The following is a 16308-nucleotide window of genomic DNA, read 5'->3' as shown; positions in this document are numbered from 1 at the left end:
ATACGGGCCATGACCTACGAAGACCACAGCCGAAAAACCACCCGAGGTGCGACATGAATCCGCTATCCGCGACATTGGCCCAAGTGAAACCTTCGCCGACCATGGCGATCTCCGCCAAGGCGCTGGAGATGAAGGCCGCGGGCGAGGACGTGATCGGCCTGAGCGCGGGCGAGCCGGATTTCGACACGCCGGAAAACATCCGCGCGGCGGGCATCCGCGCCATCGAGGAGGGCAAGACGCGCTATACCGCGCCCGACGGCATCTCCGAGTTGAAGGACGCGGTCTGCGCCAAGTTGAAGCGCGACAACGGGCTGGACTACACGCGTGCGCAGGTCAGCATCGCCTCGGGCGGCAAGCAGATCCTCTATAACGCGCTGATGGCCACGCTGAACCCCGGCGACGAGGTGGTGATCCCGGCGCCCTACTGGGTCAGCTACCCCGACATGGTGACGCTTGCGGGCGGTACGCCGGTGATCGTCGAGGCGGGGATCGAGACCGGGTTCAAGCTGACACCGGAGGCGCTGGAGGCGGCGATCACGCCCAGGACCCGCTGGTTCATCTTCAATTCGCCGTCCAATCCCACCGGGGCGGGGTATTCGTGGGACGACCTGAAGGCGCTGACGGATGTGCTGATGCGGCACAGCCATGTCTGGGTGATGACCGATGACATGTACGAGCACCTGGCCTATGGCAATTTCCGCTTCTGCACGCCGGCGCAGGTCGAGCCGGGGCTCTACGACCGCACGCTGACCTGCAACGGGGTTTCCAAGGCCTACGCGATGACCGGCTGGCGGATCGGCTATGCCGCCGGGCCCGAGGTGCTGGTCGGTGGGATGCGCAAGATCCAGTCGCAATCCACGTCGAACCCCTGTTCGATCAGCCAGTGGGCGGCGGTCGAGGCGCTGAACGGCACGCAGGATTTCCTTGCCCCCCATAACGCGATCTTCGTGCGGCGGCGCGACCTGGTGGTCGACGCGTTGAACGCGATCCCGGGCATCACCTGCCCGCGGCCCGAGGGGGCGTTCTATGTCTATCCCTCGATTCAAGAACTGATCGGCAAGACGAGCGCGGGCGGCACCGCGATCGACAGCGACGAGGCCTTCGTGACGGCGCTGCTTGAGGAAACCGGCGTCGCGGTGGTGCATGGCGCGGCCTTCGGCCTGTCGCCCTATTTCCGTGTCAGTTACGCCACATCGGATGCCGCCCTGAAGGAGGCCTGCGCCCGGATAGCGGACTTTTGCGGAAAATTGTCGTAATGGGTCAGGCGATTGACCGAAATCCTGTCACGTCGCAGGGGAGGCCCGCGTGAGCGGCGAGTTGCCAGACTATTACTTCCGCGTCCGCGAGAACGGGGCGTTCGTGTTTCGCGTGGACACCGAGAACCGCCAGCGGCGGATCGAGATGGACCAGATCGCGGTCATCAACATAAAGAACGGACAGGTCAAACCGCATGGCGACAGGGCGTTGACCGACGAGGACGCGCGGGTCATCAAGGAATGGATGGATGCCCGCACCGAGCTGCTGGCGCGGCGGGACATCGACGATATTCACCGGGCGGTGGATTACCTGAACCTGACCACGCACTGGGCGCAATCGCGCGCCACGGATGACCAGCTGGAAGACGTGACCGACGCGCTTTTGCTGGCGATGCACGACCTGCGGACGGTGCTGGTACGCAAGAAGGCGGACCGGCTGTTGGCCGGCGACAAGGACGACGATTGATCGCGCGATTTCCGCGCAGAAATCGGGCCGGAAAATGCGTATTTTCCGGGACAGGATTTTCCAAAATCCTGGGTCATTTTCTTGCAAGAAAATGGTGCGGAAATTTGCAAATTTCCGCCCCTGCCCTCAGTCCTGCGACAGCCGCGCGCGCAGCGTCGTCTTGACCACCTTGCCGTAGTTGTTCTTGGGCAGTTCATCGACCGCGACATAGACCTTGGGGCGTTTGAACCGGGCAATCCGGTCCAGGCAATGGGCGTCGAGTGCTGCCTCGTCCAGCGTCTCGCCCACGGGCACCACGAAGGCCACCACCTCCTCGCCCCACTCGTCGCTTGGGCGTCCCACCACGGCGACCTCGGAGACATCAGGATGGGTCAGCAGCGCCTCCTCGACCTCGCGCGGATAGATGTTCTGCCCGCCCGAGATGATCACGTCCTTCGAGCGGTCCTGCAGCGTGAGATAGCCCGACGCGTCGAGACACCCCATGTCGCCGGTCATCAGCCAGCGGTCGCGGAGGGTCTCGGCGGTGGCGGCCCGGTTGCGCCAGTAGCCGGGCATCACCACGTCGCCGCGCACCATGATCTCGCCCACCGCGCCCGGTGGCAGGGGGTGGCCCGCCGCGTCGCCCACGCGCAGTTCGACTCCGGCCTGGGCGCGGCCGACGGTGGCAAGCGCGCGGCGCGCGGCCACGTCCGCGCGGCTCAGCGAGGTGATCGCCATGGGCGCCTCGCCCTGGCCGTAGATCTGAATGAAAACCGGGCCGAACACGTCCAGCGCCGCCTCGATATCGGCCACGTACATCGGGCCGCCGCCATAGATCACGCTGCGCAGGCCGGTGCCGTCTCGGCCGTGTTGCCGGGCATGGTCGGTCAGGCGCCGCACCATCGTGGGCGCGGCGAAAAGGTGCATCCGCCCGAAATGCCCCGCGAGGTCGAGGATTTCGCCCGGATCCACGCCGCCGCTTTCGGGGACCGCGTGGCGGGTGCCCATCAGGACATGCACCAGGCTGTAGAGCCCGGCGCCGTGGCTCATCGGCGCGGCGTAGAGCGTAGCGTCTTCCGCACTGACCGCATCGACCGAGGCGAGGTAGGTCAGGCTCATCGTCTGAAGCATCCGGTGGGTGATCTGCACGCCCTTGGGCCGCCCCGTGGTGCCGGAGGTGTAGAAGAGCCACGCGAGGTCCGACGGCGTCCGCGACACGAGGGGCAGCGCGTCGCCCGCGATCTCGTCCGGGGACGCCACCGGACAGGCGGCCCCCTCCAGCGCCCTGGCCTGCGCCCCGGTCGCGATGCAGAGCGACGCCTCCGCATTGTCGAGGATCCAGGCTACCTCCTGCCCGTGCAGGCGGGCGTTGACCGGCACGGCCACGGCCCCGGCGATCCAACTGCCGTACAGCGCCACGAGGTAATCGGGGTGGTTCGCCATGAACACCGCCACGCGGTCGCCGGGACCGATGCCGCGCGCGACCAGACCCCCGGCGAAAGCGGCCGCGCGGGAGTGGAACCCGGCATAATCGGCGACGCGTCGCGTGCCGTGGAATAGCGCGGGCGCGGTCCCGCGTCCCTCTGCCTGGCGCTGGAGCCAATGGGCGATGTTCATGTGCATCCTCGCGGTCGGAGTGTCGCGGCCGGTGTTTCGCCGACCGACGCCCGGATCAATGGTAAACCCTGTCCCGGCCCGGCGGAACAGGCTTTCGATGGCGAAAAGCCACCCGGTTGCGGTCGGTTTGATTTTCCCCTCGCAATCCGTCGCCAAATGCCCCAGATTTCCTTGCAAATAGGCGCTTTCAAGTAGGCCCGTCCTGGCCTATAAGCGCGCAAAACAAGACAGGCGCGGCCGGACGGGACAGTGGGCCGCGACCCTAGCTTCGAGGATACGGGATGCCGGACAAGACTTCCAAGACGAACCACGACGCGGACGTGGCGTTTATCAAGGCGCTGGCCGAGGTGCTGAACGACAACGACCTGACCGAACTGGAGGTCAAGCGCGAATACGGCGACGACGACACGCTGAACGTGCGCGTCAGCCGCAAGCAGAAGGTGGTACAACAGATGTCGGCGCCCGGCCCTGCCCCGGCGGCGCCGGCCGCGCCCTCTGCCCCGGCCGCGGCACCGGCGTCGGAGGCCCCCGCGCCGTCCGAGGACCCGGCCAGCCATCCCGGCGCGGTCACCTCGCCCATGGTCGGCACGATCTACATGCAGGCCGAACCCGGCGCGCCCGCCTTCGTCGCGGTGGGTCAGCAGGTGGCCGAGGGCGATACGCTGCTGATCGTCGAGGCGATGAAGACCATGAACCACATCCCCGCCCCCCGTGCCGGGACCGTGAAGCGCATCCTGGTCGAGGACGGCGCCGCGGTGGAATACGGCGCCCCCCTGATGATCATCGAATAAGGGCCAAGCGATGTTCGACAAGATCCTTGTGGCCAACCGGGGCGAGATCGCCCTGCGGGTGATCCGCGCGGCCCGCGAGATGGGCATCCGCACCGTCGCGGTGCATTCCACCGCCGATGCCGACGCGATGCATGTGCGCATGGCCGACGAATCCGTCTGTATCGGCCCGCCGCCGGGCTCCGAGAGTTACCTGTCGATCCCGTCGATCATCGCCGCCTGCGAGGTGACGGGCGCGCAGGCCATTCACCCCGGCTATGGCTTTCTGTCGGAGAACGCCAATTTCGTGCAGATCGTCGAGGATCACGACCTGACCTTCATCGGCCCCACCGCGGAGCACATCCGGGTGATGGGCGACAAGATCACCGCCAAGGACACCATGAAGGCGTTGGGCGTGCCTTGCGTGCCGGGCTCGGAGGGCGGCGTGGCCGACCTTGCCGAAGCCAAGGCGCTGGGTGACGAGATGGGCTATCCTGTGATCGTCAAGGCCACCGCAGGTGGTGGCGGGCGCGGCATGAAGGTGGCGCAGACCGCCGCCGACATGGAAAACGCCTTCATGACCGCGCGGTCCGAGGCCAAGGCGGCCTTTGGCAATGACGAGGTCTATATCGAGAAGTACCTGACCACGCCGCGCCACATCGAGATCCAGGTCTTCGGCGACGGTAAGGGACGTGCGGTGCACCTCGGCGAGCGCGACTGTTCGCTGCAACGGCGGCATCAGAAGGTGTTCGAGGAGGCCCCCGGCCCCTGCATCACCGAGGAAGAGCGCGCCCGGATCGGCAAGATCTGCGCCGACGCGGTGGCCAAGATCGACTATGCCGGTGCGGGCACGATCGAGTTTCTGTACGAGAAGGGCGAGTTCTATTTCATCGAGATGAACACGCGCCTGCAGGTCGAGCACCCGGTGACCGAGGCGATCTTTGGCGTCGACCTGGTGCAGGAACAGATCCGCGTGGCCGAGGGGCTGCCGATGTCCTTCACCCAGGAGGACCTGAAGATCAACGGTCACTCGATCGAGGTCCGCATCAACGCCGAGAAGCTGCCGACCTTCTCGCCCCGGCCGGGCCGGATCACGCAGTTCCACGCCCCTGGCGGCCTGGGCGTGCGGATGGACTCGGCGCTCTACGATGGCTATTCGATCCCGCCCTATTACGATTCTCTGATCGGCAAGCTGATCGTGCATGGACAGGACCGTGCCACCGCGCTGGCGCGGCTGAACCGCGCCCTGGGCGAGCTGATCGTGGACGGTGTCGACACCACGGTGCCGCTGTTTCACGCGCTGTTGCAGGAGCCCGACATTCATTCGGGCGACTACAACATACACTGGCTGGAACACTGGCTGGAAACCAACCTGCAGGAGGGCTGAGGCCGCCATGCCCCGGTCCCGGGGCTTGTGCGATGCCGTTAGGGCCTCAGGTTCCGGCGTCGATCAGCGTGAAACTCGCGCGCGCGATGGGGCCGGAGCGGTAATAGTCCGACAGCCCCTCGCGCAGCGACGGCGGCAGTTGCGTCCAGTCGGTCCAGTCCACCTCGAACCCGTTGGCGGTGGCGGCCTGGGTGATCGCGCCGCGGCTGGGGATCACGTGCGGCGCGCGGGCCGTGCCCCCGGCGGCGCGGCGCGGTTCCAGCCGCAAGAGCGGCTCCGCCGAGGTGGCCAGCACCCCGTCCCCCATCACCATCCTGGGGCGAAGCCTGGCGATATCCTCGAAGACCTCGTGGAGGTCGGACACGTCGCGCAGCACGTCCATCAGCACCACGAGGTCGAACCTCTTGTCCATGTCGGCGGCGGTTTGCAGAAAGTCGAGCGGCGCGGCGCGGCGCATCTCGACCCGTTCCCGCGCCCCGATGGAGGGCAGACCGTCGAATCGGGCGATAAGCTCGTCCTGCGCCTCGACCCCGACGACCTGCAGGGCGCCGGCCTGCGCCAGGTCGGCGCACCACCTGCCATCCCCGGCGCCGAGATAGAGCACGCTGCTGTCGGTGATGACATGGCGAAAACAGTCGAACAGCATCCCGTACCGCGCCTGCCGGCGGTTGGCGCGTTGTCGCAATGTAACCTCGACGGTGCCGGGATCCCCGGCCGCGCCCGTATCCGGCGCGTCATTCAGGCCGTCCATGTCATCTCCTTTGCCATGATCCGGGCAAACGCTTAGCATGACATCCCGTAACGAACGGTAAACGCCGCCCTGCCCGCCGACACGAGTGTCCATGTCCGACCGCCAGCCGCCTCTCGATCCGGAACTTCTGCTACAGGCCTACGCGGCGGGAATTTTCCCGATGGCCGAGTCGCGCGACGACCCGGAGCTGTTCTGGGTCGATCCGCGGTTGCGCGGCGTGCTGCCGCTCGACGGGTTTCACGTGTCGCGGTCCCTCGCCCGCCGAGTGCGCCGGGGCGCCTACACCGCTACGCTCAATGCCGATTTCAAGGGCACCGTCGACGGCTGTGCCGCCCGTTCGGAAACCTGGATCAACGGTCCGATCCGGGCGCTTTACATGGACCTGCACCGCATGGGCCACGCGCATTCGATGGAGATCTGGCAGGACGGCGTGCTGGCGGGCGGGGTCTATGGCGTGACGCTCGGGGCGGCCTTTTTCGGCGAAAGCATGTTCTCGCGCCGCACCGATGCGTCGAAGCTGGCGCTGGCGCACCTGACCGGGCACCTTCGGCGCTGCGGCTTCGTCCTGTTCGACACGCAGTTTCAGACCGAGCACCTGGCCAGCCTGGGCGCGCAGGAGATTCCGCGGGCGATGTACCGCGAAGCGCTGGAACACGCGTTGCGCATCGACGCGGATATCAACCACCCGCCCTTCGATCCCGCGCCTCACTGGGTGATGCAGCGCAGCACCCAGATATCGTAGCGTTGATGCTCGACCGCGTTCAGCGCGGGCGACGAGGCCATCATCCAGCCCGAAAAGATCGGCGGCGCGTCCTCTTCGGGGTGGACCGTGAGAAAGGCAAAGGCGTCGCCCGCCGGGTTGCCCGCGGGATAGCGGCACTCGCCCAGCTCGATCCGCATCCGGCCGACATTGCCGGCGCTGGCGTTGGCGATTTCCAGGTCGCCCGTCTCGGTGGTGATCTTGTCGACCCAGCGCAGCACGACGCCGGTGCCGACCTCGACCTCTTCCTGCGCCTGCGCGCCGGAGACACAGAGCAACGCCGCCAGAATGGCGGTCAAGACACGATGGCGTCGGATCATTCGCCGGCCTCTTGTCCGGCCTCGTCGCCTGCCACGAACTTGGTGAGAAGCCCGATCAGGCTGACCGACCCCTGGGTGAACTCGATCTCGTCTCCGGCGGTGAAATAGAACGGCGAGCCGCCGGGCATGATTTCCACGAAGTTGCCGCCCAGCAGCCCCTCGGAGCTGATCGCGAGCGCGCTGTCGTCGGGCACCTCGATATCCTCGCGCACCGTAAAGACGGCGCGGGCGCGGTAGGTTTCGGGATCGAGCTGCATGTCGGTCACGCGCCCCACCTTGACCCCCGCGAGGCGCACATCGGTGCCCACGTCGATGCCGTCGGCGCTGCGGAAGCTGGCGCGCAGCTGGTATTCGGGGGCGGCGGCGGAAAAGCCGCTGACCTGTCCGGCATAGATCACGAAGGCGGCGGCGATGGCCAGGACGGCCCCGCCGACGGCAACCTCGGTCAAGTTCTCGCTGGCCATGCGCGGCTCCTGGTTGAAAGCGTCCGGGGACGCCGGGTTACTCGGGGCTCCACGCCTCGTAGTCGCGCCGCTCGGCCGGTTCGGCCCGGCGGATCGAGCCCGCGGGGGCGTAGGCCAGCGCGGTGCCGGTGAGGTTTTCCTCGTGCGGCTTTTCCCACGGCTTGCGCTTCAGCGGCGCCTCGGTGGGCGGCTCCTTGTAGGTGTGATGCAGCCAGCCATGCCATTCCGGGCTGACCCGGCTGGCCTCGGCCTCGCCGTTGAAGATCACCCAGCGGCGCTTGCCGTCGCCGGTCTGGTAGAAGATGTTGCCCTGATCGTCCTCACCGACCTTCACGCCCTTGCGCCGGGTGTGAATCATCGTGTTCAAAGTGGCGCCGTTCCACCAGGTGACGGCGCGCAAAAGAGAGGTGAGCAGACCCATCATGATCCTCCGAAACGTCGCTGGTCCCGATATGCCGCAGATTGCCGCCAAGGTCCAGCCCGCAGGAGGCCGCGGCGGCCTCTATCCGCCAGTCCGGCGCCTTTTCCGGCAAGCCCGCGCGTGACGCGCCGCCGCGCTGCCGGCCTCGTCCCTGCCCGTGCAGGCCAGCATTTTCTTGCAAAGAAAATGCCCATGAAAATCGACAGGATTTTCATGGGCAAATTTTTCGAAAAATTTGTCCGCGCCGGGGCGGAGGGCGCTCAGCTGGCGCTGGCCTCTTCCTTCTTGGCGTCGGCATGCACCATCAGCGGCGCGGCTTCGGCGGTGACCGCTTCCTCGTTCACCACGACCTCCTCGACATTGTCCATGCCGGGCAGTTCGAACATCGTGTCGAGAAGGATATCCTCGAGAATCGAACGCAGGCCGCGCGCCCCGGTCTTGCGGGCGATCGCGCGCTTGGAAATCGCCGTCAGCGCGTCGTCGGTGAAGGTCAGTTCCACATTCTCCAGCTCGAACAGGCGCTGGTACTGCTTGACCAGCGCGTTCTTGGGCTGGGTCAGGATCGTGACCAGCGCATCCTCGTCCAGGTCTTCCAGCGTCGCGATGACCGGCAGGCGACCGACGAATTCCGGGATCAGGCCGAATTTCAGCAGGTCCTCGGGTTCGAGATCCTTGAAGACCTCGCCCACGTTGCGCTCATCCACGTTGCGCACGTCGGCGCCGAAGCCCATCGCGCTGCCCTTGCCGCGCTGGCTGATGATCTTGTCGAGGCCGGCGAAGGCGCCGCCGCAGATGAACAGGATGTTCGTGGTGTCCACCTGCAGGAATTCCTGCTGTGGATGCTTGCGCCCGCCTTGCGGCGGCACGGCGGCCACGGTGCCTTCCATCAGTTTCAGGAGCGCCTGCTGCACGCCCTCGCCCGACACGTCGCGGGTGATCGAGGGGTTTTCCGACTTGCGGGTGATCTTGTCGACCTCGTCGATATAGACGATGCCGCGCTGCGCGCGTTCGACGTTGTACTCGGACGCCTGCAACAGCTTGAGGATGATGTTCTCGACATCCTCGCCCACATACCCGGCCTCGGTCAGCGTGGTGGCGTCGGCCATGGTGAAGGGCACGTCGAGGATCCGCGCAAGCGTCTGCGCCAGCAGCGTCTTGCCGCAGCCCGTGGGGCCGATCAACAGGATGTTGGACTTCTGCAGTTCGATGTCGTTCTTGCCGGAATGGTTGAGGCGCTTGTAATGGTTGTGCACCGCGACCGACAACACGCGCTTCGCCGTCGCCTGGCCGATCACGTAATCGTCCAGCACATCGCAGATCTCGCGCGGGGTGGGCACGCCATCCGTCGCCTTCAGGCCGGCGGTCTTGGTTTCCTCGCGGATGATGTCCATGCACAGTTCAACGCATTCGTCGCAGATGAAAACCGTGGGACCCGCGATCAGCTTTCGGACCTCGTGCTGGCTCTTGCCGCAGAAACTGCAGTAGAGCGTGTTCTTGCTGTCGCCACCGGAGTTGTTCGCCATTCTTGCACCTTTCGGCGTCCTGCGCCGTATGTCAGACCCATCATGTGCGCCACCCTGGATGGGTGAGGCCGGTTCATCCGGCCCTAGCGCGGGTCGCTAGTTTCACGTCCGTTTGAGGCAGCTTAGGGCAGAGCGTTTGGCACCTCAATGTCAAAATCGCCCCTGCCCCCTCGCGTGCCGCGGATGCGCGGATCAGCTGTCGTCTTCGTCGCCTTTCGCCCGGTTTTCCACGATTTCGTCGATCAGGCCCCAGTCCTTGGCCTGCTCGGGAGACATGAAGTTGTCGCGCTCCAGCGCCTCCTCGACCTTTTTCAGCGATTGTCCGGTGTGTTTTACGTAAATTTCGTTAAGACGCCGTTTCAGCTTCAGCGTTTCCTCGGCGTGGATCATGATGTCCGTCGCCTGGCCCTGGTAGCCGCCCGACGGCTGGTGAACCATGATTCGGCTGTTGGGCAGCGAAAAGCGCATGCCCGCCGCGCCGGCGGTCAGCAGCAGGCTGCCCATGCTGGCGGCCTGGCCGATGACCAGCGTGCTGACCTTGGGCTTGATGTACTGCATCGTGTCGTAGATCGACAGGCCCGATGTAACAACGCCGCCGGGGCTGTTGATATACATCGAGATTTCCTTGGACGGGTTTTCCGCCTCGAGGTGCAGCAGCTGTGCCACGATCAGGCTGGACATGCCGTCATGCACCGGGCCGTTGACGAAGATGATCCGCTCCTTCAGCAGGCGCGAGAAGATGTCGTAGGCCCGTTCGCCACGGCTGGTCTGCTCGACCACCATGGGGACGAGCGTGTTCATGTAGGTTTCCATCGGGTCTGTCATGTTGCCTGCCTCTTGATGCGCATGGTCCGGGCCGTGGATCGGCCCGCGTCGCAGTGAACCTTATGCGTGGGCCGGGGGGGCTTCAAGAGCGGCCGGCGATTTTCGCGCGCGCTGTTCCCAGCCACGGGCCGTCGCCGGTCAGACACCGTCATGGTGAAGAATTCGTTAAGTTTTGCAGGGGTTTTGACCGTTTTCGCCCCGCTGCGCGCTGCGACAAAAAATATCCCGCTATGTCAATCTGGCGCATTGCTCATCCTCGCGGGGCATTCTAGAACCGTTCTCGTGTTGCGGGACACGCTGCGGAGGAGTCTGACCGACCCTTTGCCAACAGGTGTCCTTCGTATAAACGACCAGCAGGAGGCACCCAGATGGCAGACGCAGCCATTCACGGCCACGGACATGACGACAACCGCGGGTTCTTCACCCGCTGGTTCATGTCGACAAACCACAAGGATATCGGGATTCTCTACCTGATCACGTCGGCATTCGTCGGCCTGATCTCGGTGGCGTTCACCGTCTACATGCGGCTCGAGCTGATGGAGCCGGGCGTTCAGTACATGTGCATGGAAGGCGCGCGGTTCACCGCGGCGGCCGCCGGCGAATGTACCCCGAACGGGCACCTGTGGAACGTCATGATCACCTATCACGGGGTTCTGATGATGTTCTTCGTGGTGATCCCCGCCCTCTTCGGCGGCTTCGGCAACTACTTCATGCCGTTGCAGATCGGCGCACCGGACATGGCGTTCCCGCGTCTGAACAACCTAAGTTTCTGGCTTTATGTGACCGGTACCTCGCTGGGTGTCGCCTCGCTTCTGGCGCCGGGCGGCAACGGGCAGCTTGGCTCTGGCGTGGGCTGGGTGCTTTACCCGCCGCTCTCGACCAACGAGGCGGGCATGTCGATGGACCTGGCGATCTTTGCCGTGCACGTGTCGGGCGCAAGCTCGATCCTGGGCGCGATCAACATGATCACCACGTTCCTGAACATGCGCGCACCGGGCATGACGCTGTTCAAGGTGCCGCTGTTCTCATGGTCGATCTTCGTCACCGCGTGGCTGATCCTGCTGTCGCTGCCGGTTCTGGCGGGCGCCATCACCATGCTGCTGACCGACCGCAACTTCGGCACGACCTTCTTCGATCCGGCCGGCGGTGGGGACCCGGTGCTCTACCAGCACATCCTGTGGTTCTTCGGCCACCCCGAGGTCTACATCATCATCCTGCCCGGCTTCGGCATCATCAGCCACGTCATCGCGACCTTCGCACGCAAGCCGATCTTCGGCTACCTGCCGATGGTCTGGGCGCTGATCGCCATCGGCTTCCTCGGCTTCGTCGTGTGGGCGCACCACATGTATACCGTGGGCATGTCGCTGACCCAGCAGTCCTACTTCATGCTGGCCACGATGGTGATCGCGGTGCCGACGGGCGTGAAGGTGTTCAGCTGGATCGCCACCATGTGGGGCGGCGCGATCGAGTTCAAGACGCCGATGCTCTGGGCGTTCGGTTTCCTGTTCCTGTTCACCGTGGGCGGCGTCACCGGCATCGTCCTCAGCCAAGCGGGCATCGACCGGGCGTACCATGACACCTACTACGTGGTGGCGCACTTCCACTACGTGATGTCGCTGGGCGCCGTCTTCGCCATCTTCGCGGGGGTTTACTTCTACTTCCCCAAAATGACCGGGCGGATGTACCCCGAATGGGCCGGCAAGCTGCACTTCTGGGCGATGTTCATCGGTGCGAACCTGACCTTCTTCCCGCAGCACTTCCTGGGACGTCAGGGGATGCCCCGCCGTTACATCGACTATCCCGAGGCCTTCGCGGTCTGGAACTACTGGTCGTCCATCGGTGCCTTCCTGTCCTTCGCTTCGTTCATCTTCTTCTTCGGTGTGATCGCCTACTCGCTGTTCCGCGGCGCACGCGTGACGCAGAACAACCCGTGGAACGAATATGCCGACACGCTGGAATGGACCCTGCCCTGCCCGCCGCCCGAACACACGTTCGAGCAGCTGCCCAAGCGGGAAGACTGGGACAAGCAGCCCGCGCACCACTAGGCGGCGGCTGTCCAGCCTGAACCTTTCGACAGGCCCCGGAGCGATCCGGGGCCTGTTTCGTTCAATAGAGGCGTGCCGGGTTGATCTATCTTGCCTGCATACTGGTGATCGTGATCGGCGGCAGCGTGCTGCACCGCCGCCGCGCCGCGCCTTGGCGACTATACGCGTTCGGGGTCGAGATCTACCTGCTACTCTGCGTGGCAAGCCTCGCGCTCTCGCGTTTCGCACCCCAGCTGATCTGGGGGTTTCCGTTCGGCCGCGGCGGCGGCGCGACCGGGTGGCGCGGCGGCGGCGCGCCGGTCTTCGAGGTCTTCGTCGCACCGCTGATCGCGGTTCTTCTGGCCCTGGTGGGTCCTGCGCTCGTCTGTGCCCTCATGTGGTGGCAGCAGCGCCTGGGCGCCATGCTCTACCCGTCTGCGACGCGCTGGCTTTTCTGGCCGGTCGTGGCGGGGTTGGTGCTGGTTCCCGGCGTGGTGACGCTGGTGCTGGTCAATGGCGGGGCGCAGGCTGCCAATCCGTCCGCGGTGGCGGGGCTGGGCCGGGTGGCCCGCCTGATCGGCGAGGCCGCCCTTGTCGCGCTTGCCGCGCTGACCGTCTGGTCGTTTCTGCGCCACCGTCTCAGCCGCCGCTGAGCGGCAAGACGGCGACGAACCCGGTGCCGTCACAAAAGTTTAACGCATTCGCTGCGCCCCTGTTACGCAAAACCCGCTCTTTTCAGGACCAGACCGCGTTGCTGCGACGCGGATTTCGCCTGCAAAGAGGATTTCAACGATGTTTTCCAAACATGATTTCGGCACGCCGTGGGGCCACCGCGGCCATTCCTGGAAAGACAAGTTTCCCGGCTTCTGGGACTGGTGCAATCCGCGCGACGACGACGCCCCCACCTCGCCCCCAACCGCATCCGATGACGTTGCGCGCGTCGTGGGCCGCAAGGCAAAGCTCGATCTTCTGGCCAACGACCTGCCCGGCGAAGACGGCGACGCCGACGACCTGTTCATATCCGAGATCAACGGCAAGACCGTCGGCAACCGCAAGTTCTTCCTGCTGAAGGACGAGGAGTCCGGTGTCGTCGAAGGGTTTCTCAAGATCAAGGCGGACGGCACGGTCAAGGTGAAAGCCTTCCCGTGGTTCGACGGCGAGCTTGATTTCACCTACCGGGTCTCGGACGGAGAGACCGAGAGCGACGAGGCGCAGGTCACGGTCGAGATGCTGGGCCGCAAGGAGACGTTCACGCTCAACCTGCTGCACTTTGCCGACCAGGAAGCCGGCGCCGCCGCCGTGGCGGACGCGCCCAACTTCTCGGGTGTGCTGAACGCGCTGCGCGACGATGACGTGGGCGCCGACGCGACGCTCACGCTTTCCTCGGGAGACGCCTTCATTCCGGGCCTGTTCTATGACGCCTCGGCGGCGGTGTTCGGCTCGGCCGGGATCGCCGATATCCAGATCCAGAACGAGTTGGGTGTACAGGCGGTGGCCCTGGGCAACCACGAGTTCGACTTCGGCACCGCCACGCTGGCCGGTCTGATTTCCGGCGACGCGGCGGGAGACTTCGCCGCCCTGTCGGGCACCGACCTCGACGGCATGGATTTCGCGGGGGCGCTCTTCCCCTACCTGTCGGGCAACCTCGACTTTTCCACCGACGAAAACCTCGCGCCGCTAACCGTCGAGGGCGGGCTGGCCCCGCAGGCGGGCGTCGTGACCTCCTCGACCGTGATCGAGCAGGACGGCGAGCGCTTCGGCGTCATCGGGGCCACCACCCCGACGCTCGGCTCGATCTCGTCGCCGGGTGGCGTGGGCATCGCCCCGGGCTGGGCCGGCACCGAGCCGACCGAGGCCGAGCTGGACGCGCTGGCCGCCACGATCCAGGCCGAGGTCGACACCCTGCTGGACGCGAACCCCACGATGGACAAGGTGATCCTGCTCGCGCACATGCAGCAGATCGACATCGAGTTCGCGCTGGCCGAACGTCTGTCGGACGTGGATATCATCGTCGCCGGCGGCTCGAACACGCGGCTTTTCGACGATAATGACCGTGCCCGCGACGGCGACAGCGACCAGGGCCAGTACCCGGCCTTCATCGACAACGCCGGCGGCACCACAACCGCGGTCGTCAACACGGATGGCAGCTACAAGTACGTGGGGCGCCTGGTGATCGAGTTCGACGCCCATGGCAACATCATCCCCGAAAGCTATGACGCGGATGTCTCGGGCGCTTACGCCACAGACGACCAGGGCGTGGCGGAGCTGGATGCCGAAGGTCTGATCGACCCCGAGATCCAGGCCATCGCCGACGCGATCCAGGACCAGATCCTGGCGACCGAAGGCAATGTCTTCGGCATTTCGGACGTCTTCCTGAACGGCAACCGCTCGGGCACCGGCGCGGGCAACGACCCCGATGGCGTGCGCACCCAGGAAACCAACCTGGGCAACCTGACGGCGGACGCGAACCTGGACTATGCCAACGAGATCCAGTCGGACACCGAGGTCTGGGTGTCGATCAAGAACGGCGGCGGCATCCGCGCCTCGATCGGGCAGACGGTGGTGCCCGCCGGCGGAAGCGAGCCGGTGCGCGGCGTGAACGAGCAGATCCTCGACGGCGACGGCAACGTGGTGAAACCGACGGGCGGCATCAGCCAGAACGACATCCAGACCACGCTCGCGTTCAACAACGACCTTGTCGTCGGCCAGTTGACCGCGACCCAGCTGGTGGCGGTGCTGGAGCACGGCGTGGCCGCCCTGCCCGGCGTGGCGGGCCAGTTCATCCAGGTGGCGGGCGTAGAGTTCAGCTTTGACCCCGATGCGCCCGCCGGCGCGCGGATCGACGACGCGGCCTTCGTCGACCCCGACACCGGCGAGATCCGGGCGGTGCTGGTGGATGACGGCGTCATCGTGAACCCCGACCAGGAATACGGCGTGGTGACGCTGGGCTTCCTGGCCGCGCCGCGGTTTGACGACGACGGCAGTTTCATCGGCGGCGGTGACGGCTATCCCTTCCCCGAGGATTTCGACTTTACCGCCCTCGAAGTGGAAGGCGTGCAGACCGGCGATGCGACCTTCGCCGATGACGGCACCGAGCAGGACGCGCTTGCCGAGTACCTGCTGGACAACCACAACACCGCCGCCACAGCCTTTGCCCAGGCCGATACGGGGCCGGACATGGACACGCGCATTCAGAACCTCGCCTTCCAGGACGGCGCTGCGCTGGATGCGGCCGTGGACGACTTCCTGTTCGTCTGATCTGGCGCCACGCAGGAAAGAAGGCCCCGGCGCGGTCCGGGGCCTTTGCTTTGGGTGGTGCAGATGAGCGCTCTGGGCAGGGAGCGAAACTTCCGCTTCGAATCCATAATTACTGTAGTTACAAAGCGCTCGCGCGGAACAAGGGCGAAGCCCGCCGCGCATCGACAGAAAACAACGTCCGCTTCGTCCCGCATTTCGGCCATGCATCTTTACTGCAGCGAATGTACGGCTCGAGTCCTTCGCGGACACGTATGATCTATATCCCCGAGCGCCATCGACGGGCCGCGGCGCGGCGATCCGACGGCAGTTCGGCAGCACTTTATCCAGGCCAAATCCGAAACAGGATTGAGCGATTCACCGTACTTCACCCAATCGCCGGGCCGTGGGGGCGGCCCGGCGATGACGCGGGGCCTGCGGCCCGTTTCCGCGTCGGGGCTATAGATCGGACGTCTAGTATGTCCGCAAAGCGAACTTCCAACGCGAACGCCCC

15 protein-coding genes are annotated in these 16308 nt (G+C 65.6%); 8 read left to right on the top strand and 7 right to left on the bottom strand.

What is annotated here, in order from left to right:
- Nucleotides 1-53 precede the first annotated feature (53 nt).
- Complete coding sequence (locus FIU85_RS18365; RefSeq protein ID WP_152497928.1) at nt 54-1256, top strand: pyridoxal phosphate-dependent aminotransferase; 1203 nt, start codon at nt 54-56, stop codon at nt 1254-1256.
- 49 nt (nt 1257-1305) lie between these two features.
- Nucleotides 1306-1722: a hypothetical protein gene (locus FIU85_RS18360; RefSeq protein ID WP_152497927.1), complete on the top strand. Its 417-nt coding sequence runs from the start codon at nt 1306-1308 to the stop codon at nt 1720-1722.
- Between the two features lie 126 nt (nt 1723-1848).
- Here FIU85_RS18360 and FIU85_RS18355 read toward each other — a convergent pair whose 3' ends face one another.
- On the bottom strand, nt 1849-3318 hold the full coding sequence (locus tag FIU85_RS18355) for a class I adenylate-forming enzyme family protein (protein ID WP_152497926.1): 1470 nt from the start codon (nt 3316-3318) through the stop codon (nt 1849-1851).
- Nucleotides 3319-3599: 281 nt separating this feature from the next.
- On the opposite strand from FIU85_RS18355, the gene accB reads away from it, so the two are divergent.
- On the top strand, nt 3600-4109 hold the full coding sequence (gene accB, locus FIU85_RS18350; protein WP_152497925.1) for an acetyl-CoA carboxylase biotin carboxyl carrier protein: 510 nt from the start codon (nt 3600-3602) through the stop codon (nt 4107-4109).
- Between the two features lie 10 nt (nt 4110-4119).
- The gene (gene accC / locus FIU85_RS18345) at nt 4120-5472 is read left to right on the top strand and encodes an acetyl-CoA carboxylase biotin carboxylase subunit (protein ID WP_152497924.1); all 1353 of its coding nucleotides are present in this window, start codon (nt 4120-4122) and stop codon (nt 5470-5472) included.
- Nucleotides 5473-5518: 46 nt separating this feature from the next.
- Here accC and FIU85_RS18340 read toward each other — a convergent pair whose 3' ends face one another.
- On the bottom strand, nt 5519-6223 hold the full coding sequence (locus FIU85_RS18340) for a class I SAM-dependent methyltransferase (protein ID WP_172978102.1): 705 nt from the start codon (nt 6221-6223) through the stop codon (nt 5519-5521).
- Between the two features lie 91 nt (nt 6224-6314).
- Between FIU85_RS18340 and aat the strand changes: the two genes are divergently transcribed.
- The gene (gene aat, locus FIU85_RS18335; RefSeq protein WP_152492978.1) at nt 6315-6965 is read left to right on the top strand and encodes a leucyl/phenylalanyl-tRNA--protein transferase; all 651 of its coding nucleotides are present in this window, start codon (nt 6315-6317) and stop codon (nt 6963-6965) included.
- On the opposite strand, the gene FIU85_RS18330 is transcribed toward aat, so the two are convergent.
- The 5 genes from FIU85_RS18330 to FIU85_RS18310 all read right to left on the bottom strand — a co-directional run bounded on the left by FIU85_RS18330 (nt 6929) and on the right by FIU85_RS18310 (nt 10536).
- Nucleotides 6929-7303 (bottom strand): DUF2155 domain-containing protein, encoded by a 375-nt coding sequence (locus FIU85_RS18330; RefSeq protein ID WP_152492979.1) that lies wholly within the window; start codon nt 7301-7303, stop codon nt 6929-6931. The genes aat and FIU85_RS18330 overlap by 37 nt on opposite strands.
- Nucleotides 7300-7767, bottom strand: coding sequence for an outer membrane lipid asymmetry maintenance protein MlaD (gene mlaD, locus FIU85_RS18325; RefSeq protein ID WP_152497923.1), 468 nt, complete (start codon nt 7765-7767; stop codon nt 7300-7302). Before mlaD ends, FIU85_RS18330 begins: the two co-directional genes overlap by 4 nt.
- Before the next feature lie 37 nt (nt 7768-7804).
- The gene (locus FIU85_RS18320) at nt 7805-8188 is read right to left on the bottom strand and encodes an NADH:ubiquinone oxidoreductase subunit NDUFA12 (RefSeq protein WP_152497922.1); all 384 of its coding nucleotides are present in this window, start codon (nt 8186-8188) and stop codon (nt 7805-7807) included.
- A 260-nt stretch (nt 8189-8448) separates the two neighbouring features.
- The gene (clpX, locus tag FIU85_RS18315; protein WP_152492982.1) at nt 8449-9711 is read right to left on the bottom strand and encodes an ATP-dependent Clp protease ATP-binding subunit ClpX; all 1263 of its coding nucleotides are present in this window, start codon (nt 9709-9711) and stop codon (nt 8449-8451) included.
- A 192-nt stretch (nt 9712-9903) separates the two neighbouring features.
- A complete protein-coding gene (locus tag FIU85_RS18310) occupies nt 9904-10536 on the bottom strand; it encodes an ATP-dependent Clp protease proteolytic subunit (protein WP_152492983.1) in 633 nt (210 codons plus the stop codon).
- A gap of 368 nt (nt 10537-10904) precedes the next feature.
- On the opposite strand from FIU85_RS18310, the gene ctaD reads away from it, so the two are divergent.
- The 3 genes from ctaD (at nt 10905) to FIU85_RS18295 (ending at nt 15818) form a co-directional block, all read left to right on the top strand.
- On the top strand, nt 10905-12581 hold the full coding sequence (gene ctaD / locus FIU85_RS18305) for a cytochrome c oxidase subunit I (protein WP_152492984.1): 1677 nt from the start codon (nt 10905-10907) through the stop codon (nt 12579-12581).
- 80 nt (nt 12582-12661) lie between these two features.
- Nucleotides 12662-13213, top strand: coding sequence for a hypothetical protein (locus FIU85_RS18300; RefSeq protein ID WP_152497921.1), 552 nt, complete (start codon nt 12662-12664; stop codon nt 13211-13213).
- A gap of 139 nt (nt 13214-13352) precedes the next feature.
- Entirely contained in the window at nt 13353-15818 is a 2466-nt protein-coding gene (locus FIU85_RS18295) for a 5'-nucleotidase C-terminal domain-containing protein (RefSeq protein ID WP_152497920.1), read from the top strand.
- Nucleotides 15819-16308: the final 490 nt, after the last annotated feature.

Origin of the sequence: Roseovarius sp. THAF8 (assembly GCF_009363735.1) — a bacterium.
GTDB lineage: Bacteria > Pseudomonadota > Alphaproteobacteria > Rhodobacterales > Rhodobacteraceae > Roseovarius.
This window is presented reverse-complemented; position numbering and strand designations above follow the sequence as displayed.

Coding starts and splice junctions, on each gene's coding strand:
- FIU85_RS18365 (WP_152497928.1), top strand. CDS start 54: ATGAATCCGCTATCCGCGACATTGGCCCAAGTGAAACCTTCGCCGACC.
- FIU85_RS18355 (WP_152497926.1), bottom strand. CDS start 3,318: ATGAACATCGCCCATTGGCTCCAGCGCCAGGCAGAGGGACGCGGGACC.
- accB (WP_152497925.1), top strand. CDS start 3,600: ATGCCGGACAAGACTTCCAAGACGAACCACGACGCGGACGTGGCGTTT.
- accC (WP_152497924.1), top strand. CDS start 4,120: ATGTTCGACAAGATCCTTGTGGCCAACCGGGGCGAGATCGCCCTGCGG.
- FIU85_RS18340 (WP_172978102.1), bottom strand. CDS start 6,223: ATGGACGGCCTGAATGACGCGCCGGATACGGGCGCGGCCGGGGATCCC.
- aat (WP_152492978.1), top strand. CDS start 6,315: ATGTCCGACCGCCAGCCGCCTCTCGATCCGGAACTTCTGCTACAGGCC.
- FIU85_RS18330 (WP_152492979.1), bottom strand. CDS start 7,303: ATGATCCGACGCCATCGTGTCTTGACCGCCATTCTGGCGGCGTTGCTC.
- mlaD (WP_152497923.1), bottom strand. CDS start 7,767: ATGGCCAGCGAGAACTTGACCGAGGTTGCCGTCGGCGGGGCCGTCCTG.
- FIU85_RS18320 (WP_152497922.1), bottom strand. CDS start 8,188: ATGGGTCTGCTCACCTCTCTTTTGCGCGCCGTCACCTGGTGGAACGGC.
- clpX (WP_152492982.1), bottom strand. CDS start 9,711: ATGGCGAACAACTCCGGTGGCGACAGCAAGAACACGCTCTACTGCAGT.
- FIU85_RS18310 (WP_152492983.1), bottom strand. CDS start 10,536: ATGACAGACCCGATGGAAACCTACATGAACACGCTCGTCCCCATGGTG.
- ctaD (WP_152492984.1), top strand. CDS start 10,905: ATGGCAGACGCAGCCATTCACGGCCACGGACATGACGACAACCGCGGG.
- FIU85_RS18295 (WP_152497920.1), top strand. CDS start 13,353: ATGTTTTCCAAACATGATTTCGGCACGCCGTGGGGCCACCGCGGCCAT.